We start from the raw sequence: 26,030 nt of genomic DNA, 5'->3' as shown, positions 1-26,030 counted from the left end.
ATGGAAATTGCAATTATTGCACATGATGGCAAAAAAGCAGAAATGGTTCAGTTTCTCAACCATCATAGTGCCATTTTAAAACAGAAAAATATAACATTAATTTCTACCGGAACTACAGGTAAAAAAGTAAGTAAAGCAGGTTTAAAAGTTAATGCCCTTTTGTCTGGTCCTTTAGGTGGTGATGCGCAGATTGCAGCTAGAGTAGCTGAGGGTCAATGTGATATGGTATTATTTTTTAGAGATCCTTTAGATCGTCATCCTCATGAGCCAGATATTTTAATGCTAATGAGACTGTGCGATGTTCATAATGTACCATTGGCGACCAATCCAGCAACTGCTGAATTACTGATTAAAGCCATATAATTTTTAATAACCTGTTAATAAAACTAGGCAAGCCTGTTGTAAAACTTATATTTTGGTTATATCTTTGTACCTTTAAAACGTAAACGAAACAAAAATTATGTTCGAATTTGATCAATATTTAGGATTTTTAGCATTTTTAACCATATTAACTATTGGATTTTGGTTAATGATTTTCCTTATTACTTTTGTAATTCCTTACTGGGTATTTGGTTCGGCTATTGAGCGTTTAAAAGAAATTAAAGAAGAAAAGAAAGCGAAAAGACTTGCTTAACCTTAGGGTAGAAGTTTATAAATATAAAAAAGAGCGCAAATTTAAAATTTGCGCTCTTTTTTTATTACATATTTGTGGTCATTAAGCGTTAAACCTGCAAAACTCCCATATTAAATGGTTTTTCAATAGGAGCGTGGTTGGCGGCTTCAATACCCATAGAAATCCAAGTTCTGGTATCTAATGGATCTATGACACCATCAGTCCAAATTCTTGAAGCTGCATAATAAGGAGAAACCTGGTCATCGTATCTCGATTTTATCTTATTGTATAATTCCTCTTCTTTTTCTTTAGTAATTGTTTCGCCTTTCTTTTTAAGAGAAGCCGTTTCAATTTGTAATAAAACTTTTGCGGCAGAATTGCCACTCATTACGGCAAGTTCTGCACTTGGCCATGCAGCAATTAATCTAGGATCATACGCTTTTCCACACATGGCATAATTTCCTGCGCCATAACTATTGCCTAATACAATGGTAAATTTTGGCACCACAGAATTACTTACGGCATTAACCATTTTGGCACCATCTTTAATTATGCCACTGTGTTCAGATTTGCTTCCTACCATAAAACCGGTCACATCTTGTAAGAATACTAACGGAATTTTTTTCTGATTACAATTAGCAATAAAACGTGTTGCTTTGTCAGCAGAATCATTATAAATGACACCTCCAAATTGCATTTCGCCTTTCTTGGTTTTTACTAATTTTCTTTGGTTAGCCACAATACCAACAGCCCAACCCTCAATTCGTGCATAAGCAGTAATGATGGTTTTTCCGTAATCTTCTTTATACTCTTCAAATTCTGAATTATCAACCAGTCGTTTTATGATGTCTTTCATATCGTATTGGTCGGCACGACTTTTTGGAAGTATGCCATAGATGTCTTGAGGATTTTCTTTTGGCTTTTTAACTTCGGTTCTGTTATAACCTGCGTTATCAAAATCACCAATTTTATCTATAATAGATTTAATCTTGTCTAGCGCATCTTTGTCATCTTTAGCTTTATAATCCGTGACTCCAGAAATTTCACAATGTGTTGTTGCGCCACCTAAGGTTTCATTATCTATAGATTCACCAATAGCTGCTTTAACCAAATAACTACCTGCAAGGAAAATACTTCCTGTTTTATCTACAATTAAAGCTTCATCACTCATTATAGGTAAATAGGCACCACCAGCAACACAACTGCCCATAACTGCGGCTATTTGGGTAATTCCCATACTGCTCATTACCGCATTATTTCTGAAAATTCGACCAAAATGTTCCTTGTCTGGGAAAATTTCATCTTGCATAGGAAGAAAAACACCAGCACTGTCTACCAAATAAATGATAGGCAATCTGTTTTCTATAGCAATTTCTTGAGCGCGTAAATTTTTCTTTCCAGTGATAGGGAACCATGCACCCGCTTTTACAGTAGCGTCATTGGCGACAACAATACATTGCTTGCCTTGTACATAGCCCATTTTTACTACAACACCTCCAGAAGGGCATCCACCATATTGCGCATACATACCTTCACCAGCAAATGCACCAATTTCAATAGATTTAGCTTTGGGATCTAATAGATAATCAATACGTTCTCTTGCAGTCATCTTGCCTTTAGATTTATGCTTTTCAATACTTTTTTCGCCACCACCTAATTTTACTTTGGCGAGACGTTTCTTTAAATCAGATAATAAAAGCTTATTGTAATCTTCGTTTTGATTGAATTTGATATCCATTAATTCTGGTTTGTTTTGTACGAATTTACAAAACGAAACTATTTTTGGAAAGTTATTATTTTTTTAAAAAGCATTACATGGAAATATATTCCTAGGAATATATATATATAAATTTTTATATATTTGTACTCTAATTAAATATTTAAAAAATGAAGAGAAATAAAATTATTTTCTATGTTTCTACAGCATTATTAACATTATTAATGTTGTTTTCTGTAAGTATGTATATTTTTAAACATGAGGATGTATCTGTTATGTTTTCAAAATTTGGGTATCCAACCTATATAATATATCCATATGCTGTGGCAAAATTATTGGGTCTGTTTTCAATCTGGAATCCAAAATTTAAGACTATCAAAGAATGGGCTTATGCAGGTTTTTGCTTTGCATTCATTTTAGCCTTTTTTGCGCATTTTATGATTAGTGATGGTGGACAAACAAGTGCATTAATAGCCATGATACTTTTAATTATATCGTATATATTTAACAAAAAAACACAAAATTAATATGAAACATATTATAGCATTTGCAGGTAGTAATAGTAAACAATCTATAAACAAGCAACTGGCTGGTTTTGCCGCTAGTTTAGTTAAAGATGTAACAGTAGATGTTTTAGATTTAAACGATTTTGAACTTCCACTGTATAGTGTCGATGTTGAGCAAGAAGATGGTTTTCCTGAAAACGCAAAGCGTTTTGTAGAGGCCATTAAAAATTCTGATGGTATTATTCTTTCGTTGGCAGAGCATAATGGTGCATATAGTGTAGTATTTAAAAACTTATTTGATTGGATTTCTCGTATTGAGCAAAAAACTTTTCTGAATAAGCCAATGCTATTAATGGCAACTTCTCCTGGAGCTAGAGGAGGAGCTACAGTTTTAGATATAGCAAAAGGTAGATTTCCATATCATGATGCACAAATTGTAGGCGCGTTTTCATTACCTTCTTTTTACGCTAATTTTGCGGAAGGAAAAGTTAGCGATGAGGCTTTAAATACACAGTTATTAGAACAGGTTAAGAAATTTGAAGACGCTCTATAAGTTTCTCCTATAATACTTTATAAAACGAAATTATTCAAAATATATGGGCGATTTTTCTAAAGACATTAATTCAACATTTCCGAATCAAAAAGTAAAAGCAATGCTTAACATTTTGTACACTGCGAATTGGATTAATAGTCATCAATCAGCATTTTTTAAGCCTTTTAAAATTTCATCACAGCAATATAATGTGTTAAGAATTTTAAAAGGAGCAGGTGAACCTTTAAAAGTTCAAACGATAAAGGAGCGCATGATTGAAAGATCACCAAATGCTACACGCTTAATGGATAAACTTCATGCAAAAAATTTAATAGAACGCATTGCTTGCCCAAATGATAGGCGTGTAGTGCATATTAATATTACTGATGAAGGCTTAAATTTGTTGGAGCAGATAGCTAAAACAGATAGGAAAAATAGCTTTCAAAATTTAACTGAAGAAGAAGCATCACAATTGAGTGATTTATTAGATAAATTAAGATGAAAAAAGTAATTCATAAAGCAGAGAGTAGAGGATTTGCAGATCATGGTTGGTTACAAGCGAGTCACTCCTTTAGTTTTGCAAATTGGTATAATCCTGATAGAATTCACTTTGGCGCTTTAAGAGTTTTAAATGATGATATCATCGCACCAAAAATGGGATTTGGTACACATCCACACGATAATATGGAAATTATTACCATTCCATTAAAAGGTGTTCTTAAACATCGTGATAATATGCATGAGGATTGGCAAACTGTTGTGCCAAGCGAAGTGCAAGTTATGTCCGCAGGTACAGGAATTCAACATTCTGAAATTAACGGTTCTGTAAATGAAGAATTAGGTTTGTTTCAAATTTGGATTATTCCAGATGAAAGAAATGTAAAACCGCGTTATGATCAAAAGGTATTTAAAGCTGAAGATAGACATGGACAACTTCAAACTTTAGTAACATCTTTTAATGATGCTGATACAGATTCCTTAAAAATTCATCAAGATGCTAAAATATCTAGGATTGACTTATTAGAAAATGAAACATTTGAGTATCACTTAAAGCACAAAAAATATGGTGTTTATGTTCTTAACATTTCTGGAGATGTTGTCATCGCTAATGAGGAATTGTCTACACGAGATGCCATTGGAATTTCAGATACAGAGCATTTTGATGTCTCAACAAAAGCGGCAAGTGCATTGTTATTTATAGAAGTTCCTATGATAAATTTGTAATTTTTTAATAGTATTACTAATATAAGCATCACATTTTGTGGTGCTTTTTTATTTAAAATACGATATTTGTATTTCAACTAACTAATTAACTAAAATAAAGATAAAGCGTATGGCGATGAATAAGAACACAGTACTAGCTTGGGCTACATGGATTATGATATTTGTAGGATGTGGATTAATAGCTCTAGGAGCATTTAGATATGATGATGTTGCAGGTTGGGGATTTGCTGCTGTAGGTGGTGGTTTTTTCTGTATTTCATGGGTGTTTAATGCCTTAAAAGGTAGAGTGTAATTTTGCCGTTTTATTGATTTTATAACTACAAACTTTTAAAATTTTATTATGAGTGACGATAAAAAAGTGATTTTTGCAATGTCTGGTCTTACCAAGACATTTTCTGGAGCAAACACACCTGTTTTAAAAAATATCTACTTAAGTTTTTTCTATGGTGCTAAGATTGGTATTCTAGGACTTAACGGTTCTGGTAAATCTACATTATTAAAGATTATAGCTGGTGTTGATAAAAATTATCAAGGTGATGTTGTTTTTCAGCCTGGTTACACCGTTGGTTATTTAGAGCAAGAGCCACAATTAGATGACGATAAAACAGTTATGGAAGTGGTACGAGAAGGCGCGGCAGAAACCGTTGCTATTCTCGATGAATACAATAGTATTAATGATCAATTTGGTTTAGAAGAAGTCTATAGTGATCCTGATAAAATGGAAAAACTAATGAATCGTCAGGCCGAATTACAAGATCAAATTGATGCTGCAGGCGCATGGGAATTAGATACGAAGCTAGAAATAGCCATGGATGCCTTAAGAACACCAGATGGTAATAAAAAAATAGGCGTGTTATCTGGAGGAGAACGTCGTCGTGTTGCGCTTTGTCGCTTATTGCTTAAAGAACCAGATGTTTTATTATTAGATGAGCCTACCAACCACTTAGATGCAGAGTCTGTACATTGGTTAGAGCATCATTTAGCGCAGTATAAAGGCACTGTTATTGCTGTAACGCACGATAGATATTTTTTAGATAACGTAGCAGGCTGGATTTTAGAACTCGATAGAGGTGAAGGTATTCCTTGGAAAGGGAACTACTCATCTTGGTTAGATCAAAAATCTAAGCGTATGGCGCAAGAGAGCAAAACAGCGTCAAAACGTCAGAAAACATTAGAACGCGAGCTCGATTGGGTACGTCAAGGTGCCAAAGGAAGACAAACCAAGCAAAAGGCACGTTTGAAGAACTATGATAAATTAATGAGTCAAGATCAAAAACAACTTGATGAAAAATTAGAAATTTATATACCAAATGGACCACGATTAGGTACCAATGTTATTGAAGCTGCTAGTGTTGCTAAAGGCTATGATGATAAATTATTATATGATGATTTAAACTTTAACCTTCCGCAAGCAGGTATTGTTGGTGTTATTGGGCCAAATGGTGCTGGTAAAACCACAATATTCAGAATGATAATGGGTGAAGAAACGCCTGATAAAGGAGAGTTTAAAGTAGGTGAAACTGCAAAGATTGCTTACGTTGATCAAAAACATTCTAATATAGACCCAGAAAAAACCATTTGGCAAAATTTTAGTGATGAACAAGAGTTGGTGTTAATGGGTGGAAAGGAAGTTAATTCTAGAGCCTATTTAAGTCGTTTTAACTTCTCTGGAGGTGAGCAAAACAAGAAAGTTAAATTGTTATCTGGAGGAGAAAGAAACCGTTTGCATTTAGCAATGACGCTTAAAGAAGAGGGTAATGTGTTACTTTTAGATGAGCCAACTAATGATTTAGATGTCAATACATTACGAGCATTAGAGGAAGGTTTGGAGAATTTTGCTGGTTGTGCAGTAGTCATCAGTCACGATAGATGGTTCTTAGATAGAATTTGTACTCATATTTTAGCTTTTGAAGGCGATTCTCAGGTTTATTTCTTTGAAGGAGGCTTTAGTGATTATGAAGAAAATAAGAAGAAACGTTTAGGTGGCGACTTGATGCCTAAACGCATAAAGTACAAGAAATTGGTTCGTTAATCAAAGCAATTTCTATAGGATACAAAAAGAGCCAACATGATGTTGGCTCTTTTTAATTATGTGAGATTTTGGATGATGCCTAAGTTATTTATATGTGTTATCTAATATTGTACGTTCTACAAATTTCAAATAACCATATAATAGAGGTCTAAGCTGTTTTACTATTGTAATCTAGGACTATTATAAGTAGAAATTCAACTAAGCTAACCGACTAAAAATTAGTTGTCTCCATAGAGATGACCACTTGGTGTTTCTTCCGTGGAGTTTTCGTAATCTTTAAATGCATTAGTTTGCATTAATTTTTTGTTCTCAGCTTTTAACCTATACATTTTAATAATAGCAATGGTAATGAGTACAAAAAAAACTGTGGCTACTGATATAAGTATAATGGTTAGTTGTGTTGTTGTCACAATCAAAGCCTTAGAAAGTAGTTGAATAAGCATAGAATTTGGTTTAGACTTGGGGTTCTAAAGCGCTAATATAGAAAATAATATTTTTTTTAAATGCTTAATTTTAAATTATTTACTAAATGTAGTTAACAATTTACTCGATAAAAGGACTTTAAAATCGGACAAACAACAGTGTTTAATGGTGTCTCTGTAGGTTAGATGAATTGTTAATAATTAATATTTTTAACAAAAAATAATTAAAGATTGAGGTCTAAAACTCGTTTTTATTTAGATTCTTTTATAAGTCAGATGCTAATATTAAAAGGTTCATTAAAAATATTCAAGAAAATTGTAACAATTTAATCCTTGACCATACATATAATTTAGTAAGTAAAGTTTTTATAGTCTTAAAAATTTACCGAAATTGTTATCCTTAAATTGTTCAACTTAATAATACTACACAAATATGTCTGATGATTTTGATTTATTAGAAACAAATTCCAACGAAAAAACTGAAAAAGTAGATGTAAATTGGGGAAAAGCCATTGACCAAATGAAGTCTAAATTGGCTCAAGAAGATGATCCAGAAAGCCGTCAGAAAATATTAAATGCAACATTAGATAATGTTGTAGATATGGCAGAAAAAGACAGGACTACTTTATTAGACGCTATAAAAGACTTAACAGATTACCAAGATGAAGTTGGTATTATGTTTGAAGGATTTTCGGCTTTAAACGCAGAAGAACAAAAAGTAATAGACGATGCAGTAAAACGTTTAGAGCGTGCTAAGGTAGAACTTGAAGATGCCAATAATAAGCCAGATACATGGTGGAATAATCTTTGGGGACGAAAAAGCAAAATTAAAGATGCTGAGCAAGAGTTATTAAATGCTCAAAAAGAGCGTGATGCTTCAGATAATAAAGCGAAAGCTATGTTTCAGCAACGTATTGAAACGGCTGATGTTCAAACCTTATTAAATGAATTATCATTTAAAAGTCAAGCTGCAATAAAGCGTTTAAAGGACAGAGAAATTGAAATAAAGGAAGTAGAAGAAAGTTTAAAAACAGCAATAGTTGAAGCTTCTAATAACCATACAAAAGCGCTTCAAAAGAAAAAAGAAGTAGAGGATAAGTTAGAAGAACAATACGCTTTATTAAAGCAAGCACGTCAAGCTTTAGAAGAAGTTGCAGATAAGCAATCTACAGAATACTCAGATGCCTTAGGTAAAGTAACCACTTTAGAGCAAAAAGTTGAAGAATTAGAAGGGCTTAAAAATGCTTATACAACTTTAGCCGCTTCAAAAGATAGTTTTGTACACAAACACAATCTTACTATTAAAGTATTAACCTCTTTACGTAGTAATTTACAAACGCATAGAGCAAAATTAAAGAGTGATACAGACGAGCGTCTTAAGTATTACGATGGTTACGTTGTAGCATTAAAAGCACGTACAGACCAAGAATTCGCAGCTATTTTAGAGCACTTAGGTGTTAAAACGGATGAGCATATTGGCGAAACTTTAGCTGCAATGCATACGGCAAGTGCTAAAGCACGTCAAGAAATGATGGACAATATTCCTGTACACGAAAAAGTGATGCAAGGTGTTTATGGAAGTTATGCTGAAGCGTTACAAGAAATTAGAGAAAAGGATAAGTCTATCCAGTCTAATTTTGCAGACCGTTACGGAATCGATATGAAAGAGATTTTTGAGGATTATTACGCAGCAGATGGAAATGCACCAGCAAATGATGGCGCAGGTGAGCCAGCAGACGCACCAAAGCCAGAGTCTACTGACGATGACCTTTTAGGATAAAAAATAGTTGTTGGTTTTTAGTATTCAGTTGGTATTAAATACGGATTGAATACTATGACCAAACGCTATAACGTCTTTAATAATTTTAAATAGTGCCTTTCAAATATTGGAAGTGTACTGTAAACTGAATATTGCCAACTACCAACCACAATGATAGTTACACCCTTAGATTCCGCAATACTAGATTCCAAAGAACAGTATGTGTTTTATCACAAAATGATAGACTTCACATTAAAAGAACTTATTTATGCGGTTCAAGAAAAACAAATTCTAAACAACCAAGAGGTTCAATTATTTAAGCAATACAGTGATTTGTTGTTGTATTCCATTGAAGCCATGCGTGTAAAATACATGTATGATGACGAGGAAAATATGAAGGTGGATTTAACAGATTCCGGTTTTCCGAATTATCTTGAGTTTAGATATTTATTTAATGATTTAGAATTACGTGAAGAGTATCTTGGCAAACTTACAGATGTAGAAACCCTAAAAGATGAGTTTTTAGATACTTTAATGCGGAAAAAAGAGCCTATCGCTAAACGCAAACTCTTTCAAGCATCATCTATAGTATATTATACCTCTGCAAAGAAGGAATATATTTTTAATCGTTTTGTACAAGGTAAAATAATGCAAGCACCAGCAGAAGTGGAAGAAGACTATTTGGTTAGTTGGAGCTTTTACGATGTATCGCATAACAGACCATACATTTGCTATATGTACTTTAATTACGATGGTAAAAATATTCAAGATTATAAAGACGAATTGTATTCGGTTCTTAAAAATGCGGCTGATCGTGATATGAATTTAGATACTATGGCTTATGCTATAGATAAACGTTTGCCAAAAGTTTTTCCTAAGCGTATCCGACGTATAGATTTAGGTCCAATTCATAATGTGTTTGCCAAGGACGAAAACAAAGTAACGCATGCTATTTTGCAAAGTATTGCCAATAAAGAAGTGCCTTTAGAATCTTATGCAATTTCATTTAAAATAGACGAATTAAAATCTGGTAGTGAATTTAGAGAAGGCAGTTTTTTTAGTAAACAAACCTTTCAACGTTGGGATGCTATTTTTAAGCAACGTTACATATTTGCACCACATAGAATTATACAATTACTATATAACAAAACACCAGAGATTATGAATAAGTTAGCGCAGAGTCCGATTCAAATTTCGGAGTTAGAAATGAAATAAGTCTTCAGTGATTAGTATGTAGTTGGCAGTAGAATATAGGAAAATTGAACATGTCGTTTAAAACATTATTGGCTTATCAAAAAGGATTCGAATTGGCAATGGTGGTTTTTCAATTGACTAAGGAATTTCCTAAATCTGAAATGTTTGGTTTAACGCCCCAAATGGTAAGGTCGAGTAGTGCTGTTTGTTCAAATATTGCTGAAGCTTATAGAAAGCGTCAATATGAAAAGCATTGTTAGAAGTAAATTATCTGATGCAGATAGTGAAAATTCGGAAACTCAATTATGGTTAGATTTTTCATTAGCATGTGGGTATATTTCAGAAGAAAAGAAACAAGAATTACAATATAAAAGCGAAGAAATAGGAAAGCTTATCAATTATATGATGAAGAATCTCAATAAATTCGGAATATAAAAATGAAAAAGTCTGCAAGTATTCAGTCCACAGTTGGCAATTACAGTAGATGTTATTTCATCATATAATAAATTAAGTTTTAAAATATATAAAAAAAGCAACAGTAAGTCACTACAGTAAATACTGAGGACTGAAGACTGTAAACTGAATACTAAATAAAAATGGAACACAACTCAACCTTCCCTATAAAACAAAATGAATTAGACATGCTTCGCGATGAAGCGACAACCTATCTAAAATCCATTCAATGGGAGCAAAGTCAACGTGCAAAAAATAAAGATGCAGATGCCAAAGACGAATCTATTTTGTTGTATTTGTCTAGAGCAAATAATGGTAGCAACGTTAATGTCACTTCAGTGTCTAAAACCATTTTAGCATTAAAAAAACGTTTGTTACCTGAGTCTGTAGCGCTTCCTATTTATTTAAATCAAGCTTTGTTTGCGGTTCAAGAAGGATTAACGCTAGGCATTTGGATAAAAGATTCATTCTATGACGCTTCAGGCTTATCGAGTTTAAGTGAGAATAAATCGGCATTAGATAGCTCAGGAAGACGGGAATATGAAAGCAAAATGCATACAGCAACGGCTTTTATGTTATTTTCAACAGCATATAAAATTCTTCATGATTTAAAACCATATGCTTCAGATGATTTATCGGTGATGAAACAAAAGTTTGCAGGTATTCCCGAAGTATCATTATTAACGCCTTTAAAAGGAATTTCTTGTCAGTTATTTTATTACGATAAGTATTTAGGGCATCCTGAAATTATTAAATCAGACAAGGATGTAATTGATTTTACAGTGGTTTATTTTGAAGCGTTAATTGCAGAAATTCAATTACGTAAAAGTGCCTTAGAATATACAGAAACCATAGTTGATAGAACGTATAAATTAGAGAATTCAGAATTTGCGGTTTCTGGTTGGGATAATGCTTTTTCTGGTACAGCTGTTAGTGTAGAATTTAATAAAATTCAGTTTGAACAAATTGTAGGTAATAAAGATGCCAAGCATTTTGCGCGTCGTTTAACAGAGCGCTTATTGAGTTACGATATAGAAGCAAAGAAAAATCCATTTCAAGAATTAGGCGGATTTATGCCAGTGTTTATGGGTTACGGAATTCCTGGTACAGGAAAAAGTATGCTAATTGCAGCTATTGCAACCCGACTTAAAGAACATTCCGATAATTTAGATATTCCGTTTTTATTTCATCCTATGCCAGATACTTTGATATCAACATTTCAAGGTGGTTCTGCCGAAAAAATGGTAGAGTGGATGAAGCCATTACAAGACCCTTCGAAATTAATTTTTGCACCAATTGATGATGCCGAAAATAACTTACAAGAGCGTACAGCACAAGGTGTTTCTGCAGGTGTAAAAGAAGTAATTGGTGTGTTTTTAAGATATACAGAAGGCGCTTATGCTGTAAATTATGGAAACAGTTCTATTGGTTTATTTACCAATTTGCCAGAAATGTTAGATAAAGCGGTAATTTCTAGAGTACAAGGTAGATTTAAAATTGATGGTGCACGTACGGAACACGATTTTTTGGATCAAGATTACATCTGGTGGAAAAAATTACAAGATACTATGCCAGATTTTGTAAACATGAATGACCCAGAAGTGTACAAATATTTGTCAGACCAAGGGTTAGCCAATAGTATGGGAGACATTCTTAATGCGATTGAGGATCCTTCGGAAGCAAGAGTGCATGCTACATTTGATAAGGTTGAAAAATTACATCAAAACGACGACCATATGTTTTATGCAGCATTATATAAAGAAATTCAGAAAATATTTCCGTTTTTCTCGTCAAGAGATGTTAGAAATATTCAATCTGCCATTTCATTACGTTTGACGGATTTCGATTTAGAACAAGATTGGTTTGAAAATCCTGAAACGTATTTCAAAAAAGATTACGAGACTAAATTTAATATGCTTCAAGAATTAATGAAGGCGAACATGAAAGGTTTAAACTTTTCAGATATTAGAAGACAAGAAGTAATTAGATATTTAGATAACGTAGCAACGATTGCAGATACAGACTTTAAACGAAAAGTAGATGCTAGAGTGAACCAAATGAATATTGAAACTAAGGCTCGTGAGCAATTTGGCATTAAAGGCTAAACATGGAAGAGAACATAAACAAAGACATAGAAATAGATAAAGTGGCCAAAGAACCTACAAAAGGTTGGTTGCAACGACTAAAGGATGAAAGTTGGGAAGCTGAATTACTAGTTTCTGCCATTGCTATTTTTGGTATATTTCAGATGTTTGATGTAATTGATTGGGGCACAAATAAGTTTATTAACGTATTAAATCCTAGTCAATATTTAGTGGGTTATGCTATTTTATTTATTGGGTTATTTGCCATAAGTATTTTGGCATCTATGTTTGTGATTCATTTTTTCCTTCGTGCGTATTGGATTGGTTTAGTAGGTTTAAATTCTGTTTTTCCAGATTATAGTATAGAAGATAGTGCGTATTCAAAAATATATACCGAAAAGATTCTCACTATTCTTCCAAAACTAGAAGATTCAATAAAAAAAGTAGATGCGTTGTGTAGTGTTATTTTTTCAGCAGCATTTACATTTTTACTGATGTATGCTTATATGGCTTTAATGGCTTGTCTTTACCTGCTATTATTTAATTTATTATCAGATTTCGTACCTACACTAATTCTTTTAATTCCATTAGTTTTATTTATTGGAGCCATGCTATTCCAAATAATTATTGGAACCATAGCTAATTTGAAGAAAAATAGAGAAAAAGAAAGTCTTCAGATTTTATATTTTAAAGCTGTAAAATATACCTCTCTGATTATGATTGGACCTTTATATAAGTCCATTCTTCAAGTATCAATGATCTTTGGTTCTAATTTTAAGAAGAACAAATCGCTTGCTTATTTAATGCTCTCATTTTTAATTGTTGGGATGCCTTTGGCTATTATTCAAATGAATAAAACGAACATTCCGTATTTAATTAAAACTGGAATTGGTGTTGAGGCAGATGAATTAAAAATATACCCAAGTTATTATGCCTCAGAAAATACAAGTAGCACATTTCTTTTAGCGCCAGAAATTGCATCTGACGTTATAAAATCTAAAGTAATTAAAGTCTTTATTCCCATTTTTGATAACGAAAAGAGACTACGAGAAGGCACTTGTGAAACTTATAAAGAAGATGAAAATCTAACGAAATCAGAACAGCGAAAAGCGAGTAGTTTAAGTTTTTTAAACTGTTATAAAACCTATAATACAGTGTTTTTAAATGATGAAAAAGTGGATGCAGATTTCTTAAAATATAAGCATCCGGTAACAAAACAATTTGGAGTGATAGGTTATGTATCCTTAAAGGATGCAACCTTTGGCATGCAGACTATAACTATAAAAAAAGAATACAGCAAGGATAATATTAAGTCTTGGTCAATACCTTTTTATTACGTAGAAAACAATTAGATCTATCTTAAGGATACATCCATATGAAGGATAAATTAAAAAACATTACAAAAACAACGCTGTCTCACGATTGGGCAAAATTAGATAGAATTGATTACGATTTTCAGTTTAAAAATGGTGCATGGAAACGACTATCTAGAGAAACCTATAACAGAGGACATGGCGCTGCAATATTACTTTATAATGTCCAAAATGGAACTGTAATATTAACCAAACAATTTAGAATGCCAATCTATGATGTCCATAAGGACGAAGGCATGTCTATAGAAGTTTGTGCAGGTGCAATTGATAATAATGATAGTCCATTAGCAACTGTGATACGAGAAGCAGAAGAGGAAGTAGGTTATAGCATTAAAACGGCAGAGCAAGTACTTACTGCATATACATCACCTGGCGCAATAACCGAAAAAATGTACTTGTTCATAGCTAGTTACAATGAACAAATGAAGGTTACACAAGGTGGAGGATTAGACAGTGAAGATGAAGAAATTGAAGTTTTAGAAATTCCGTTTTCTAAAGCCATAGAGATGATTAAAACAGAAGAGATTATTGATGCCAAAACAATAATGCTATTGCAATATGTTCAAATTAATAATTTGATGACCCAAAAATGAACAAACTAAAACAAGCAAATTTATACAGAAGCGAACTCATTTCTATAAGTGGTAAACTTGTAGAACGTTATAACAAGTGTTTAAAAACATTAGGATTTAAAGAAACTAAACTCAAATCATTTTATATCGATGGTATTGGTTGGAGTCCGGAAATTGCAGAAGAAAAAAAGAACACACAATACTTAAATCATGGTGATGCGAATCCGCATGGCATAATTATTTCGCCATTACAAAAAGGAAAACCTGTGTATCTGCCATTTCATTCCTTTGATAAAGAAATGATGCAACATGTGTTTAGAACCCATGGTCAGAAAATCAATGATATTACAAGAGATTCTGCCATTTGTATAGATTTTGATCAAAATATAGATGTTTTTTATGAGCCATTAGATGTGCTCAAATACGATAATGTAAATATAACATTCCGACTCATTGATAATCTCGAGCAAGTACAACGCGACCAATTAAAGTTGGTAGATACCTTTAGAACAGATAATAATTTTATTGATGAAAACATTCATAAGCAACTGTTAGAATCGGCAAAGACATATGGCGACTTAAGAGATAGAGATTTAAGTCTTCATCCCTTGCATTTTTCAACAGATTCTTTTTATACTAGAGCTTTTGATGGTGTGTATTTACTTAGAGATTTTATAAAACCAATTGTAGTTTTTGAAAGTTTAGAGTATTATAAAGAAGCCATAAAAGATACAGTACATGATGTATTAATTTACCATATTGCACAGCCTGAATTAATTGCTAAACTTACAGATCATATCATTATAGAATGTGATTTAGAACACATGGTAAACACGTCTAACTATGAGCGCATTAAAAAGTATGAATTAGCTCAGTTTTTGAAGGATACAGAGCATCCAATTAAAACCATTTTAAATGATAAGGTTTTATTTAAAAGTTATTTAAACAAAATAGATATCAAAGCCAGAAAGCAAGTCATGGGTGTGGAGTTGTATTTAGAAAAATTAGAAAGAAGCAATGCCTTTAAAATTGAAGATATTGTAGACCAATCTTTATATTTTTCATTGCATCAACCACATTCTTCGCTATCGTCAGAGCATCGGGATTTAATTCATAAATTACTCATTAATATTGCACCTAAGGACGTATTATTCTTGTATTGGTATGATAAGGAGCAGTTTTATAAAAATTATGAAACTTGGGATGATTCCTTTAAAGATTGGGTAATTGAAAGTATCCGTAACAATATTTAATAAAATTAGACTAATTTTATAGTAGTTAGCATTACAGGTGTTAAAAAGCTAAAGTGAAACTTAAAATAAAACAACCATGGGAATAGAACTCGTCATATTTATATCTGCAATTTTATTCGGAATTTTTCTGTACTGGAGAGAATCGAATAGTAATGCTGTTTATCGTTTTTTAAATAAAATAGTCAATAGTAAAGAGTTACAAATGTCTAAAGATAATCCCAAAGGATTTGTTTATAGACAATCGCTTTTACCTCGTATCATATTTATCGTTAGTTTGGTCTTAGTGGCAGCTTTAGTTGTAGAATTTTTAACTCCTATAGCCGTTTTTAGCAGTTATTACGGTATTTCGGCGTTTGCTTCATTTGCCTTAGGAACCTTAATAGGCACATATTTAGCCAATTTTGTAATAAAAACCACAGAGGTGGTAGAAGAAAAAAGTGATTCTATTGGAGATATGGTAGACGAGGCTGTAGAAAAAGGAAAAGACTTTATAGAGGATTTAAAAAGTAAAGATGACGTGGTTGTAGAACCAGCTAAAGAAAACACAACATCTCAACCTGAAGTTGAAAAAACAAGCGCACGTGACCGATTAAAAGATAAGGGTCTTATGTAAAACATGGTGTCATCCTGAACTTGTTTTCAGGATATTTTAAATTTAACTAGAAACAAGTAAGCATCACAACAACAAAATATTTAAAATGATTAGAAATTACTGGAATAAAGGCGGAAAACAGAAGGGAATCACAATTTTTGTGGTGTTACTATTATTAGTCTTACTGTTCTTTTTTAGAGATGATTACCAACCTGTTTTATTATTTCTACGTAAATACATATTCGTAATACTCATCAGTGTATTGGTGCTTTTCTTTGGATTGAGAAAATTCAGAAAATCAGCCAGCACAGGTGGAAGATTGGGCATTTTAGCATTACTGATTATATTTTTTGGTTTATTGTATGGAGTAGGATGGCATTTAAAAATGTACGATTACATGAAAACCTATAACGTATTTAATAGTTTAAATAAAGTTGAAATTAATGAATTGCCATTAACTCAGAACGAACGCATACAGCCATTAAGAAACATTTTTTCAATGGCTAATGAAAGTGTAGGTGAAACCAAAGATGTATCCTTACCACATTTAGTAAGAATTGGTACTGAGAATAAATGGACAATGGCGATACAGCCAAGTGAAAAGTATGTTATGCAGCAAATGAGTGATAATACAGAAGAAGTATTTGCCGTGAGCAGTACAACACCATTTCCACGTTTTTCAAATGAAAACAGAATCGACGTTACGTTTTCTATTGGTGAATCTTTAAAGTTTAGTAGAAACACCTACAATGCTGTAGTGCAGCGTTTTAATCCTTGGATGTTATTTAATCACGAGCCAAGTGATACGTTTTATATGAAAAATGATAACGACCAATGGGTACAAGTGGTAAGTTTAATAAAATGGAAGGGCTTTTTCTTTCCGTACCCAACGTTTGGAGGTGTCATGATTATTGAAAACGGCGAACACGATTTTGATGATTATTTAGAGCGCATAACCATAGGAAAAGGTACTTATGTTTGTCCAGAAGATATAAAGAATTACCCGTTTTTAACCAAGCAAAATACCTTATCAGAAAAAGTATCGCAATTAGAAGCAGAATCTTTAAAGTTTTTAGGAGGCTTTAGTGATCCATTACCTTGGAATATGGAAACAGCGGTTAAAATACCATTAATGCCTAAAGATCAAAACCAACAACCTTATGTGACGGATTTTGATTTTGCAGGTTCAAATTCTGATGCCTTCAGTGGCTTGTATCATTGGTTTGGTTTAGAACCTGTTGGTGACGAAAGAACAAGTTTAAGTTATAGTGTGTTTATTCCTGCAGACGGAACAGATAAATTGTATTACTACGATCATGCTTCAAAAAAGCAAGGTTATGCTGGTGTTTCTGCAATGCCTTTAAAGGTTAAGGAATCGCGTAAAGAATATGATTGGTCAGCGAATACGCCTGTAGAATTTAGACCTTATATAAAAGATATTGCAGGTAGAAAACGCATGTTTTTCTTAGGTACTGTGTCGTCAATTAGTGAAAAAAATGCACAACAATTTGATGGATCAGCTACACCAGATTTAGTATTAATTGATAGCGAATATAGAGATGTTATTTGGATTGATGTAAAACATCCAAGTACTTGGGATGAAGAAGTTTATAATCAACTAAACGAAGCCTGGCGCGCAAGTGAAGGTATTGGATATTATTATAAAGAGGTGCCAAAAGATGAAGATATTATGGAGCAAGAAATGGATTCTATAATGCGCATACCAAAGACGGAAGATAATACTGAAGTGATTAATAAGTTACAACGACAGATTGATTCGTTAAAAGCGGCTGGTCAATAAATAATTAGTAGAAGCTTTAAAAAAATCGAAAGACTTGTTATGTTTTTAAACTAGCAAGTCTTTTTTAGTTCATCACAATAAAAAGGTTTGGTTTGCTGACTGAAATATACTAGTTATAAGTTTAGTATCATCTTAATATCACAGCGTTCATAAGGCGACTGTGCTTCAACAGGAATTTCTTTAAAACCATATTTGCGGTATAAATAAATAGCATTTTCTAACTTTCGGCTAGAGTAGAGAATAAGGCTATTAAATTGTTGTGTTTTACCAAAATCAATACAATGCTGCAATAATTGTTGGCCGATCTTTTGACCACGTTCATTTGGTAAAACCGCCATTTTAGTTAATTCTAATATTCCAGATGTTGCCGTAGGCATCAACGCTACAGTGCCTACTATGTGTTCTGCTTTTACAGCAAAAAATATAAATCCACCTTTATCAATGATGTATTGATTAGGTTTACTTAAAACTTCTTCGTCATAATCTTCAACATAAAAGAAGGTTCTTAACCATTCAATATTCAAATCGTAGAACTGTTGCGTATACTTTGTATTAAAGTCAATTATTTTTATTCCCATTAGCCTTAATAAAATCCGTTATTAAATAAGAAATAAGTTTTCCTACGTTAGTGATTGACTTTTTGCGTGGCGCAGCTTCACAGATATGCAGATAAGTCGCTTCGCTATGTTTACCAAAATAATGTACAAATTGCCTAGCTTGTTTTGCACTAAAACCACTTGGTGTTTTTGCACTACTTGGTATATTTTCTATGGCATCACAATCTATTTCAATTCCGAATGATTTATTGGAAACATGATCTAATGCCGCTTTTATTTCGGGTTTAAAGTCTACTTCGTTACGTACTTCTATAGCTTCGTAAGTATTATATTTTATGGACTTTACTTTTTTTATTTTCTTTAATAAGGCATCAGACGTGTAGTTTTCATGAAGTCCAAAAATGAAATAGTTTTTAAGAAATCCTTCGGCATAAGCATAACTAAACCCATTGCCACTATGTCTACCTTCTTCGGCTCTAAAGTCTGAGTGTGCGTCAAAGTTTACCACATTTATGGTGTCGTTTTTCGCTAAGGCAGTTCCTTTGATATTGCCGTAAGCATTGTTATGTCCACCACCAATAATAATAGGTGTTTTACCAGCTTTAACTATAGACGACACGACATGCGTTACATCTTTATCTATAGTTTCAACAAATCGTCTGATTTTATGAAGTTCTTTCTTTTTTGAGTTGTCTAAATGCAGTAAAGTGTCTTGAGCTTCAGGATACTCTAAATGTCCAAGTACTAGCACGCGTTTTGCAGTCGTAAAGTGATTACTCTGCATATTTAACAAAATTTTTAATGTTGCATCCCAAGCCTTGTAAGTGCCTGTTTTTCCGTAGTTTCCATAAACACCAATGTCTTCTTTTATTCCAAATAACACATAGTCAACGTCCAAATTAACAATATCATCGTATATGTTAGTGAGGTTAGAGATTAACTGAATATGTTCACCAAATTTTGATTCACTTTTACGTTTCTTTAAAAGTTCTTGTTTTTCTTTTTCAGAAAATAAAATAAAATGATTCATTAAAAAAATATTAAATAATAAATTAAAAATACATATTTATTTATGACTTTTATCTCAAATTAAAATTTAAAAACAACAATTAACAATACTAAAAAGACACAATTTATGAATGATTCACAAAAATCGAGTAGAGGATTAAAGGTAGGGTTAGGTATTTTAGCCGTATTATTCTTAGTAACTGCATTTTATACATCTAAGTTGTATAATGAAAAGCAGGAAAATGAAAAATTATTAGTTAGCGAAAAGCAACAAGTGATGAATGATTTAAATAATCTAGCTAAAGATTATGATGAAGCGATTGCAGAAAGCGAAGTGAAAAATCAAGATTTAATTGCTGCTAGAGAGCGTATCCAAGGCTTAATGGATTCACTTAAAATTTCTCAGAATAGTGTAAACAGCTTATGGAGATACAAAAAGAAGTATCAAGCATTAGAGGAGGAAATGGAAATTTTATTAACGGAAAACGATCGTTTAAAAGTAGAAAACCAATATTTAGCAACCTCTTTAGATAGTACACAAGTACAATTAGCAGAGCGTACAATGTTTACAGATTCGCTTTTAGTGCAAAACACACAATTGGCTACGGTTGTTAAGGATGCGGCAGCATTACAAACGGTTGGATTAGTTGGTATGGGTGTTTTAGAAAGAGCAAGTGGTAAACAAGTACCTATGGAGCGAGCACGACGAAGTGATAAAATAAAAGTATGCTTTACTGTGGCTAAAAATACGTTAACAGAAGCTGGTGATAAAGAATTATATGTACAAGTAATTGACCCAATGAACAATGTTTTAGGTGCAAATGACCAAGTACAGTTTGAAGATCAAGTTTTAAACTTTAGCTTAATTAGTAGATTTAATTATGAAAACAGAAATTTAAACATCTGTGAATACGTTTCTCCATCTGAAGACTCTAAGTTTGAAGCTGGTCGTTATAAAATAAATGTATTTAATGATAAGGCATTAATTTCGTCTTCAGAGTTTACTTTGAAATAGAATAGCGTAATCTTAAATATTTATAAAAAAAATCCAGAAGTTGACTTCTGGATTTTTTTTATGCTTCTAACAACTGACCATTAATTATAACTTGTTCAATAGGATTGTGTGCAAAAGCATATGGTATTTCACTATAATGCTCCATTGGCTTAGTGATTAAAAGATTCGCTTTTTTACCACGCGTAATACTTCCGTACATATTACTTATACCCATGGCATAAGCGCCATTTACGGTCGCAGCATTAATAGCTTCTTCTGGTGTCAATTTTAATTTTACACATGCTGCGCCAACAATAAAGTTCATGTTACCACTTGGTGCTGAACCAGGATTGTAATCTGTTGCAATGGCTAGAGGTAAACCTGCATCTATTATGTTTCGTGCTTTGGTATATGAAATACCTAGAAAGTAAGAACAACCAGGTAAAGCTACAGCGATAGTATCACTACCTTTTAGTGCTTTGATGTCATTTTCGTTTAGCTCTTCTAAATGGTCTACAGACAGCGCATTGTATTTTACACCAAGTGCAATGCCGCCCAAAATATTAAATTGATTCACATGTATTTTTGGTCTTAAGTTATGTGCTTGGCCTGCTTTTAATATGGTTTCGGTATCCTTAATATCAAAATAACCTTCTTCACAAAACACATCGATATAATGTGTAATATTAGAGGCTGCGGCTTCTGGTATTAACTGTTCTGTAATATACTTAATATACGCTTCTTTCTTTGTTTTATAGTCTTCTGGAATAGCATGTGCTGCTAATAATGTTGGTGTGATAACAGCTAAACTTTCTTGCTTTATACGCTTAATAACGCGTAGCATTTTTAGTTCTGCCTCTAAAGTTAAGCCATAGCCTGTTTTTATTTCTATTGCTCCAGTGCCCATGGCAATAAGTTCGTTTAATCGTGCTATAGATTGGTCGTACAAGTCATCTTCAGAGGTGTCTTGCAAGACTTTTGCGGAATTTAATATGCCACCTCCTTTATTTGCTATTTCAGCATATGATAAACCGTTTATTCTATCAACAAATTCTGAAGTTCTATTTCCGGCATACACAATATGTGTGTGTGAATCGCACCAAGAAGGCAAAACAATTTTACCTGTAGCATCAATTATGGTATCGGCTTCAATAGTTCTATAATCTTCCATTTCTCCATACTCAATAATGGTATCATGTTCTAAATAAACGTAGGCATTTTCAAGTACAGTAAGGGTTTTCATTTCTTCTCCTTTGAGAAGTGTTACATTTGTTTCGTGGACTTGAAGGAGTTGTTTAATATTTAATATTAGTATAGACATAGAGATTGGTGTTTTTGTAAAGATTGTTAAATTTTTGAACAAAAAAAAACGCTAGTAGGTATTTACTAGCGTTTTCATAAATTATTTAATGATATTTTAATGTTTTATAAACTTTGTTGAAAATTTATCATTAAGGATAATGGAGTAAACACCTGCATCACATTGAGAGACATCTATAGGTTCTCCAATCATTAAGGTTTTACTAAGTATTTCCTTACCTAAAGCATCTATTACAGAAACTTTTATAGTGGCATCAAAACCTTCAAAATTTAATAGATCTCTTGTAGGATTAGGATATATTGAAACTGTTTCTAATTCCGAAATAGGAATACTAAGCACAACCTTTTGATTTTCAAAATAATTTAAATCATCTTCATTGTATGCACAAATCGCAATATCTAAATCGCCATCAGCATCAAAATCTTCAATAGCATGAACAAAGGCTTGGCTCTGAGTAGCGTCAATAACTTCTTCGGCTGCAAAAATACCTGCACCATTATTTTTAAACCATACAAGATCATTACCTGCATTTGATTTTCCACTACTTAAGATGATATCCTTTAAGCCATCATTATCTAAATCTTTAAATTGTGCTAAAGCCGGATTGTTAATAGATGTTGTAAAAGCCGTCTCTGTAAAACCGCTTCCATTATCTTCTAACCAATATAAATTTCCGGCAGGACCTCCACCATAAGATACTTCAGAAACTAATAAATCAAGATTGCTATCACCATCAATGTCTTCAAATTCTAAATTAAATATACCTACTTTACCCGTAGTCACAGAAGTCGCATCTTTAATAAATGAAACCGTTCCGCCAGGAATTAAATCATTTCTGAAGATTTCGATTACATCACCACTGTAAGCAGCTGTACCAACAACAGCGTCTAAATCGCCATCATTATCTATATCTTTTAGTTTTACAGCGCCAGGTGCATTTAAAGTGTTATCTATTTTATTTGTTTCTAGAGTAAACGTCCCTGTACCATCATTAGAGAACCAAACCACTTCATCGTTACTATAAGCTGATATGGCAATATCAAGATGTGTATCGTTATTAATATCACCAACGGCCATTCCGGAAGCACCTATAATAGTGTTAGAAATAATATTTTCCGTTAGGAAATTCCCAGCGCCATCATTTGGATACCAAGCAAAACTATCATTATTATAACCAGTGGCTAAAATGTCTAAATAACTATCATTATTAAGATCTACAAGTTTTACTTCTACAATTCCATTTAGTCCTGTAGTGACTAAGGGTTGTAAGGTAAACGTATTATCTCCATTATTTTTATACCATTCTATGGTATTTCCTAAGTTGGTTCCAATAACAATATCTATAAAAGAGTCGCCATCAATTAATCCAGAATTTATTGCATATGGCGCATCACCAGTAGTTCCATTAATGGTCACTTTTGGTAAAAATGTAGTTTGTGCGTAAGCAAAAGAACTTAACAAAGCCAATGCAAAGAGTATTTTGTGTTTCATCTTTTATAGTATTTAAAGGTTGATTAAATGTTATTATTTAAGACTGCCTACCATGTTTTCTGGTTTTACCCATTCGTCATAATCTTCTGCAGATACGTAGCCAAGATTTACAGCTTCTTCTTTTAAGGTAGTTCCGTTTTTATGAGCTGTATTTGCGATTTCTGCAGCTTTGTAATACCCAATTTTGGTGTTTAAAGCTGTTACTAACATAAGGGAGTTATTTAATAATTCTTTAATAACCTTATGATTTGGTTCTATACCACTAGCACAGTGTTCTTCAAAACTTACACAGGCATCACCTATAAGTTGCGCAGATTGTAAAATGTTGGCTGCCATCATTGGTTTAAATACGTTTAACTCATAATGACCTTGTGTACCACCAACAGAAATAGCAACATCGTTACCTAAAACCTGAGCACAAACCATAGTTAAGGCTTCACATTGTGTTGGGTTTACTTTTCCTGGCATTATAGAACTTCCTGGTTCATTTGCAGGAATAATAATTTCTCCAATTCCAGAACGCGGTCCAGAAGCCATCATTCTGATATCATTAGCAATTTTATTTAAAGAAACGGCTAACATTTTTAATGCACCATGCGTTTCTACAATAGCATCATGTGCTGCTAAAGCTTCAAATTTATTTTCTGCGGTTACAAATGGTAAATTGGTAAACTCAGCAATGTATTTTGCAACTAAAACATCATAACCTTCAGGTGTATTGAGTCCTGTTCCTACAGCAGTACCACCTAATGCCAATTCGCTTAAATGTGCAAGGGTTGCTTCTAAGGCTTTTAGTCCGTGATCTAATTGAGAGACATAGCCCGAAAATTCTTGGCCTAACGTTAAAGGCGTTGCATCCATTAAATGGGTACGTCCAATTTTTACAACTTCTTTAAATTCAATAGATTTTTTGTGTAAGGTATTACGTAATTGAATAACACCAGGAATGGTAGTTTCTACTACTTTTTTGTAGGCTGCAATATGCATTCCGGTTGGGAATGTATCGTTTGAAGATTGAGATTTATTAACATCGTCATTAGGTTGAATGGTTTTTTCGCCCTCTCCAATAACTTTACCTGCTATTTGGTGTGCTCTATTGGCTACAACTTCATTAACATTCATGTTACTTTGTGTACCAGATCCGGTTTGCCAAACAACTAATGGAAATTGATCGTCGTGTTGTCCATCTAATATTTCGTCACATACTTTTGCAATTAAATCGCGCTTTTCAGTTGATAACACGTTTAATTCGCAATTTGTATATGCGGCAGCTTTCTTTAAATATGCAAAACCATAAACAATTTCTAATGGCATTGATGCAGAAGCGCCTATTTTAAAATTATTACGAGAACGTTCTGTTTGTGCTCCCCAAAGTTTGTCGGCAGGTACTTTAACCTCACCCATCGTATCTTTTTCAATTCTATACTTCATATTAGTTTTATTTAATGCTATACAAAATTAAAGATTTTGTAACTTTATTAACAAGGTATACAAGGTTTTATGTGAACAGGTATTTATTAAAAAAGTTAATAAGTTTTTTAGCTTTTTTTTATAAAAATGCCATTTTTTAAATTTTAAGAATATGATAAATATTAAAGAGTAAAACTGAGTAATCATTAAAAAAATGCAATCAGGATTAGTGTTGAAATAATAATATTAACTTAAACTAATAATTGTTAAATTGGTAATGAATATAATTGGAGCTAACTGTTTAGTATTCAGTTGAAATACATTAATTTATTCATGAAAATAGTGTAGTTTTGCGCACCTAAAACGTACAATAACTAACTAAAAATTAATCAATTGAAAGAAGAACACTTTAAATGGTATTCACCAACCTTAAGTAAGGATATTGAAATGCTTGTCTTTGGGCATGCTGGTTATCCAATAATTTTGTTTCCCACTACAATGGGAAAGCATAATGAATGTAGAGATATGCAACTTGTAGAATCAATAAGATGGTTTGTAGAACAAGGTCTAGTTCAAATTTATTGTCCGGATAGTATTAATGAATTAAGTTGGTACAATAAAGGTATTCATCCTGCAGATCGTGCTAAAAATCATAATTGGTATGATGAGTTTATTATGAATGAACTCGTTAATAAAATCTGTTATGAGAAAGGCTTGAGTAAATTAGCGGTTGCTGGTCCTAGTTTTGGAGGTTACCAAGCGGCAAATTTTGCCTTTAGACATCCAGAGCGCGTGAGCCATATGTTTAGCATGAGTGGTTCTTTTGATATAAAATCTTTCGTAGATGGTTACTATGACGATAATGTGTATTATAACAACCCAGTAGATTTTTTACCTGGTGCTAATCATCCCGATTTATGGAATATGAAAATTGTACTTGGTGTAGGCGAATGGGATATTTGTTTGGATGCAAATAAAAGACTTGCTAGTATATTAACAGAAAAAAACATACCTTTCTGGTATGACGAGCATAAATGGGCAGAACATGATTGGCCTTTATGGAATAGAATGTTTCCACATTATTTATCAAAACTATAAACTTACTTACAAATTAATTAAACC

27 protein-coding genes are annotated in these 26,030 nt (G+C 32.7%); 20 read left to right on the top strand and 7 right to left on the bottom strand.

What is annotated here, in order from left to right:
- Both HNV08_RS09275 and HNV08_RS09270 read left to right on the top strand, forming a co-directional pair.
- On the top strand, positions 1 to 363 hold the full coding sequence (locus HNV08_RS09275) for a methylglyoxal synthase (RefSeq protein ID WP_173281026.1): 363 nt from the start codon (positions 1 to 3) through the stop codon (positions 361 to 363).
- Between the two features lie 97 nt (positions 364 to 460).
- On the top strand, positions 461 to 634 hold the full coding sequence (locus HNV08_RS09270; protein ID WP_173281025.1) for a hypothetical protein: 174 nt from the start codon (positions 461 to 463) through the stop codon (positions 632 to 634).
- Positions 635 to 722: 88 nt separating this feature from the next.
- Here HNV08_RS09270 and HNV08_RS09265 read toward each other — a convergent pair whose 3' ends face one another.
- Entirely contained in the window at positions 723 to 2,351 is a 1,629-nt protein-coding gene (locus tag HNV08_RS09265) for an acyl-CoA carboxylase subunit beta (protein ID WP_173281024.1), read from the bottom strand.
- Positions 2,352 to 2,500: 149 nt separating this feature from the next.
- On the opposite strand from HNV08_RS09265, the gene HNV08_RS09260 reads away from it, so the two are divergent.
- The 6 genes from HNV08_RS09260 (at position 2,501) to ettA (ending at position 6,624) form a co-directional block, all read left to right on the top strand.
- On the top strand, positions 2,501 to 2,857 hold the full coding sequence (locus HNV08_RS09260) for a DoxX family protein (RefSeq protein ID WP_173281023.1): 357 nt from the start codon (positions 2,501 to 2,503) through the stop codon (positions 2,855 to 2,857).
- Position 2,858: 1 nt separating this feature from the next.
- Positions 2,859 to 3,389, top strand: coding sequence for an NADPH-dependent FMN reductase (locus HNV08_RS09255; RefSeq protein ID WP_173281022.1), 531 nt, complete (start codon positions 2,859 to 2,861; stop codon positions 3,387 to 3,389).
- Positions 3,390 to 3,432: 43 nt separating this feature from the next.
- Positions 3,433 to 3,870, top strand: a complete 438-nt coding sequence (locus HNV08_RS09250; RefSeq protein ID WP_173281021.1) for a MarR family winged helix-turn-helix transcriptional regulator — start codon at positions 3,433 to 3,435, stop codon at positions 3,868 to 3,870.
- Positions 3,867 to 4,592, top strand: coding sequence for a pirin family protein (locus HNV08_RS09245; protein ID WP_173281020.1), 726 nt, complete (start codon positions 3,867 to 3,869; stop codon positions 4,590 to 4,592). Before HNV08_RS09250 ends, HNV08_RS09245 begins: the two co-directional genes overlap by 4 nt.
- Positions 4,593 to 4,701: 109 nt before the next feature.
- Positions 4,702 to 4,884, top strand: a complete 183-nt coding sequence (locus HNV08_RS09240) for a CAL67264 family membrane protein (RefSeq protein WP_173281019.1) — start codon at positions 4,702 to 4,704, stop codon at positions 4,882 to 4,884.
- Between the two features lie 48 nt (positions 4,885 to 4,932).
- Complete coding sequence (gene ettA, locus HNV08_RS09235) at positions 4,933 to 6,624, top strand: energy-dependent translational throttle protein EttA (RefSeq protein WP_173281018.1); 1,692 nt, start codon at positions 4,933 to 4,935, stop codon at positions 6,622 to 6,624.
- 218 nt (positions 6,625 to 6,842) lie between these two features.
- On the opposite strand, the gene HNV08_RS09230 is transcribed toward ettA, so the two are convergent.
- Positions 6,843 to 7,067, bottom strand: a complete 225-nt coding sequence (locus HNV08_RS09230) for a hypothetical protein (RefSeq protein ID WP_173281017.1) — start codon at positions 7,065 to 7,067, stop codon at positions 6,843 to 6,845.
- Between the two features lie 412 nt (positions 7,068 to 7,479).
- On the opposite strand from HNV08_RS09230, the gene HNV08_RS09225 reads away from it, so the two are divergent.
- From HNV08_RS09225 to HNV08_RS09185, 10 genes are all read left to right on the top strand, one after another.
- Entirely contained in the window at positions 7,480 to 8,826 is a 1,347-nt protein-coding gene (locus HNV08_RS09225) for a microtubule-binding protein (RefSeq protein WP_173281015.1), read from the top strand.
- Positions 8,827 to 8,976: 150 nt separating this feature from the next.
- Complete coding sequence (locus HNV08_RS09220) at positions 8,977 to 10,020, top strand: hypothetical protein (RefSeq protein ID WP_173281013.1); 1,044 nt, start codon at positions 8,977 to 8,979, stop codon at positions 10,018 to 10,020.
- 50 nt (positions 10,021 to 10,070) lie between these two features.
- A complete protein-coding gene (locus tag HNV08_RS16430) occupies positions 10,071 to 10,259 on the top strand; it encodes a four helix bundle protein (RefSeq protein WP_317170226.1) in 189 nt (62 codons plus the stop codon).
- Positions 10,243 to 10,434: a four helix bundle protein gene (locus HNV08_RS16425; protein ID WP_317170225.1), complete on the top strand. Its 192-nt coding sequence runs from the start codon at positions 10,243 to 10,245 to the stop codon at positions 10,432 to 10,434. The genes HNV08_RS16430 and HNV08_RS16425 overlap by 17 nt, the downstream gene beginning before the upstream one ends.
- 161 nt (positions 10,435 to 10,595) lie before the next feature.
- Entirely contained in the window at positions 10,596 to 12,557 is a 1,962-nt protein-coding gene (locus HNV08_RS09210) for an AAA family ATPase (RefSeq protein ID WP_173281011.1), read from the top strand.
- A 2-nt stretch (positions 12,558 to 12,559) separates the two neighbouring features.
- Positions 12,560 to 13,888: a hypothetical protein gene (locus HNV08_RS09205; protein ID WP_173281009.1), complete on the top strand. Its 1,329-nt coding sequence runs from the start codon at positions 12,560 to 12,562 to the stop codon at positions 13,886 to 13,888.
- A 23-nt stretch (positions 13,889 to 13,911) separates the two neighbouring features.
- Positions 13,912 to 14,502: an NUDIX domain-containing protein gene (locus HNV08_RS09200; RefSeq protein ID WP_173281007.1), complete on the top strand. Its 591-nt coding sequence runs from the start codon at positions 13,912 to 13,914 to the stop codon at positions 14,500 to 14,502.
- Positions 14,499 to 15,734 (top strand): DUF6638 family protein, encoded by a 1,236-nt coding sequence (locus HNV08_RS09195; RefSeq protein WP_173281005.1) that lies wholly within the window; start codon positions 14,499 to 14,501, stop codon positions 15,732 to 15,734. Before HNV08_RS09200 ends, HNV08_RS09195 begins: the two co-directional genes overlap by 4 nt.
- 76 nt (positions 15,735 to 15,810) lie before the next feature.
- On the top strand, positions 15,811 to 16,347 hold the full coding sequence (locus tag HNV08_RS09190) for a hypothetical protein (protein ID WP_173281003.1): 537 nt from the start codon (positions 15,811 to 15,813) through the stop codon (positions 16,345 to 16,347).
- An 85-nt stretch (positions 16,348 to 16,432) separates the two neighbouring features.
- A complete protein-coding gene (locus tag HNV08_RS09185) occupies positions 16,433 to 18,127 on the top strand; it encodes a hypothetical protein (protein ID WP_173281002.1) in 1,695 nt (564 codons plus the stop codon).
- Positions 18,128 to 18,240: 113 nt separating this feature from the next.
- Here the strand turns inward: HNV08_RS09185 and HNV08_RS09180 are convergent, their stop codons facing one another.
- Together HNV08_RS09180 and HNV08_RS09175 are read right to left on the bottom strand one after the other, a co-directional pair.
- The gene (locus HNV08_RS09180; RefSeq protein ID WP_173281000.1) at positions 18,241 to 18,705 is read right to left on the bottom strand and encodes a GNAT family N-acetyltransferase; all 465 of its coding nucleotides are present in this window, start codon (positions 18,703 to 18,705) and stop codon (positions 18,241 to 18,243) included.
- A complete protein-coding gene (locus HNV08_RS09175) occupies positions 18,686 to 19,714 on the bottom strand; it encodes a formimidoylglutamase (RefSeq protein WP_173280999.1) in 1,029 nt (342 codons plus the stop codon). The genes HNV08_RS09180 and HNV08_RS09175 overlap by 20 nt, the downstream gene beginning before the upstream one ends.
- Before the next feature lie 105 nt (positions 19,715 to 19,819).
- Here HNV08_RS09175 and HNV08_RS09170 point away from each other — a divergent pair, with 105 nt between their 5' ends.
- The gene (locus HNV08_RS09170) at positions 19,820 to 20,707 is read left to right on the top strand and encodes a chromosome partitioning protein ParA (protein WP_173280997.1); all 888 of its coding nucleotides are present in this window, start codon (positions 19,820 to 19,822) and stop codon (positions 20,705 to 20,707) included.
- A 58-nt stretch (positions 20,708 to 20,765) separates the two neighbouring features.
- On the opposite strand, the gene hutI is transcribed toward HNV08_RS09170, so the two are convergent.
- The 3 genes from hutI to fumC all read right to left on the bottom strand — a co-directional run bounded on the left by hutI (position 20,766) and on the right by fumC (position 24,929).
- Positions 20,766 to 22,007, bottom strand: coding sequence for an imidazolonepropionase (gene hutI, locus HNV08_RS09165; RefSeq protein ID WP_173280995.1), 1,242 nt, complete (start codon positions 22,005 to 22,007; stop codon positions 20,766 to 20,768).
- Positions 22,008 to 22,103: 96 nt separating this feature from the next.
- Entirely contained in the window at positions 22,104 to 23,498 is a 1,395-nt protein-coding gene (locus HNV08_RS09160; protein ID WP_173280993.1) for a T9SS type A sorting domain-containing protein, read from the bottom strand.
- Positions 23,499 to 23,531: 33 nt separating this feature from the next.
- Positions 23,532 to 24,929, bottom strand: coding sequence for a class II fumarate hydratase (gene fumC, locus HNV08_RS09155; RefSeq protein WP_173280991.1), 1,398 nt, complete (start codon positions 24,927 to 24,929; stop codon positions 23,532 to 23,534).
- Positions 24,930 to 25,301: 372 nt separating this feature from the next.
- Between fumC and HNV08_RS09150 the strand changes: the two genes are divergently transcribed.
- Complete coding sequence (locus HNV08_RS09150) at positions 25,302 to 26,006, top strand: esterase family protein (RefSeq protein ID WP_173280989.1); 705 nt, start codon at positions 25,302 to 25,304, stop codon at positions 26,004 to 26,006.
- The last annotated feature ends 24 nt before the right edge of the window (positions 26,007 to 26,030 follow it).

The sequence above is a fragment of the Winogradskyella eckloniae genome (assembly GCF_013249045.1).
Taxonomy (GTDB): Bacteria; Bacteroidota; Bacteroidia; order Flavobacteriales; family Flavobacteriaceae; genus Winogradskyella; species Winogradskyella eckloniae.
Note: the sequence above shows the minus strand (reverse complement) of the source record. Positions and strands in the feature narration are given on the sequence as shown.

Coding starts and splice junctions, on each gene's coding strand:
- HNV08_RS09275 (WP_173281026.1), top strand. CDS start 1: ATGGAAATTGCAATTATTGCACATGATGGCAAAAAAGCAGAAATGGTT.
- HNV08_RS09270 (WP_173281025.1), top strand. CDS start 461: ATGTTCGAATTTGATCAATATTTAGGATTTTTAGCATTTTTAACCATA.
- HNV08_RS09265 (WP_173281024.1), bottom strand. CDS start 2,351: ATGGATATCAAATTCAATCAAAACGAAGATTACAATAAGCTTTTATTA.
- HNV08_RS09260 (WP_173281023.1), top strand. CDS start 2,501: ATGAAGAGAAATAAAATTATTTTCTATGTTTCTACAGCATTATTAACA.
- HNV08_RS09255 (WP_173281022.1), top strand. CDS start 2,859: ATGAAACATATTATAGCATTTGCAGGTAGTAATAGTAAACAATCTATA.
- HNV08_RS09250 (WP_173281021.1), top strand. CDS start 3,433: ATGGGCGATTTTTCTAAAGACATTAATTCAACATTTCCGAATCAAAAA.
- HNV08_RS09245 (WP_173281020.1), top strand. CDS start 3,867: ATGAAAAAAGTAATTCATAAAGCAGAGAGTAGAGGATTTGCAGATCAT.
- HNV08_RS09240 (WP_173281019.1), top strand. CDS start 4,702: ATGGCGATGAATAAGAACACAGTACTAGCTTGGGCTACATGGATTATG.
- ettA (WP_173281018.1), top strand. CDS start 4,933: ATGAGTGACGATAAAAAAGTGATTTTTGCAATGTCTGGTCTTACCAAG.
- HNV08_RS09230 (WP_173281017.1), bottom strand. CDS start 7,067: ATGCTTATTCAACTACTTTCTAAGGCTTTGATTGTGACAACAACACAA.
- HNV08_RS09225 (WP_173281015.1), top strand. CDS start 7,480: ATGTCTGATGATTTTGATTTATTAGAAACAAATTCCAACGAAAAAACT.
- HNV08_RS09220 (WP_173281013.1), top strand. CDS start 8,977: ATGATAGTTACACCCTTAGATTCCGCAATACTAGATTCCAAAGAACAG.
- HNV08_RS16430 (WP_317170226.1), top strand. CDS start 10,071: ATGTCGTTTAAAACATTATTGGCTTATCAAAAAGGATTCGAATTGGCA.
- HNV08_RS16425 (WP_317170225.1), top strand. CDS start 10,243: ATGAAAAGCATTGTTAGAAGTAAATTATCTGATGCAGATAGTGAAAAT.
- HNV08_RS09210 (WP_173281011.1), top strand. CDS start 10,596: ATGGAACACAACTCAACCTTCCCTATAAAACAAAATGAATTAGACATG.
- HNV08_RS09205 (WP_173281009.1), top strand. CDS start 12,560: ATGGAAGAGAACATAAACAAAGACATAGAAATAGATAAAGTGGCCAAA.
- HNV08_RS09200 (WP_173281007.1), top strand. CDS start 13,912: ATGAAGGATAAATTAAAAAACATTACAAAAACAACGCTGTCTCACGAT.
- HNV08_RS09195 (WP_173281005.1), top strand. CDS start 14,499: ATGAACAAACTAAAACAAGCAAATTTATACAGAAGCGAACTCATTTCT.
- HNV08_RS09190 (WP_173281003.1), top strand. CDS start 15,811: ATGGGAATAGAACTCGTCATATTTATATCTGCAATTTTATTCGGAATT.
- HNV08_RS09185 (WP_173281002.1), top strand. CDS start 16,433: ATGATTAGAAATTACTGGAATAAAGGCGGAAAACAGAAGGGAATCACA.
- HNV08_RS09180 (WP_173281000.1), bottom strand. CDS start 18,705: ATGGGAATAAAAATAATTGACTTTAATACAAAGTATACGCAACAGTTC.
- HNV08_RS09175 (WP_173280999.1), bottom strand. CDS start 19,714: ATGAATCATTTTATTTTATTTTCTGAAAAAGAAAAACAAGAACTTTTA.
- HNV08_RS09170 (WP_173280997.1), top strand. CDS start 19,820: ATGAATGATTCACAAAAATCGAGTAGAGGATTAAAGGTAGGGTTAGGT.
- hutI (WP_173280995.1), bottom strand. CDS start 22,007: ATGTCTATACTAATATTAAATATTAAACAACTCCTTCAAGTCCACGAA.
- HNV08_RS09160 (WP_173280993.1), bottom strand. CDS start 23,498: ATGAAACACAAAATACTCTTTGCATTGGCTTTGTTAAGTTCTTTTGCT.
- fumC (WP_173280991.1), bottom strand. CDS start 24,929: ATGAAGTATAGAATTGAAAAAGATACGATGGGTGAGGTTAAAGTACCT.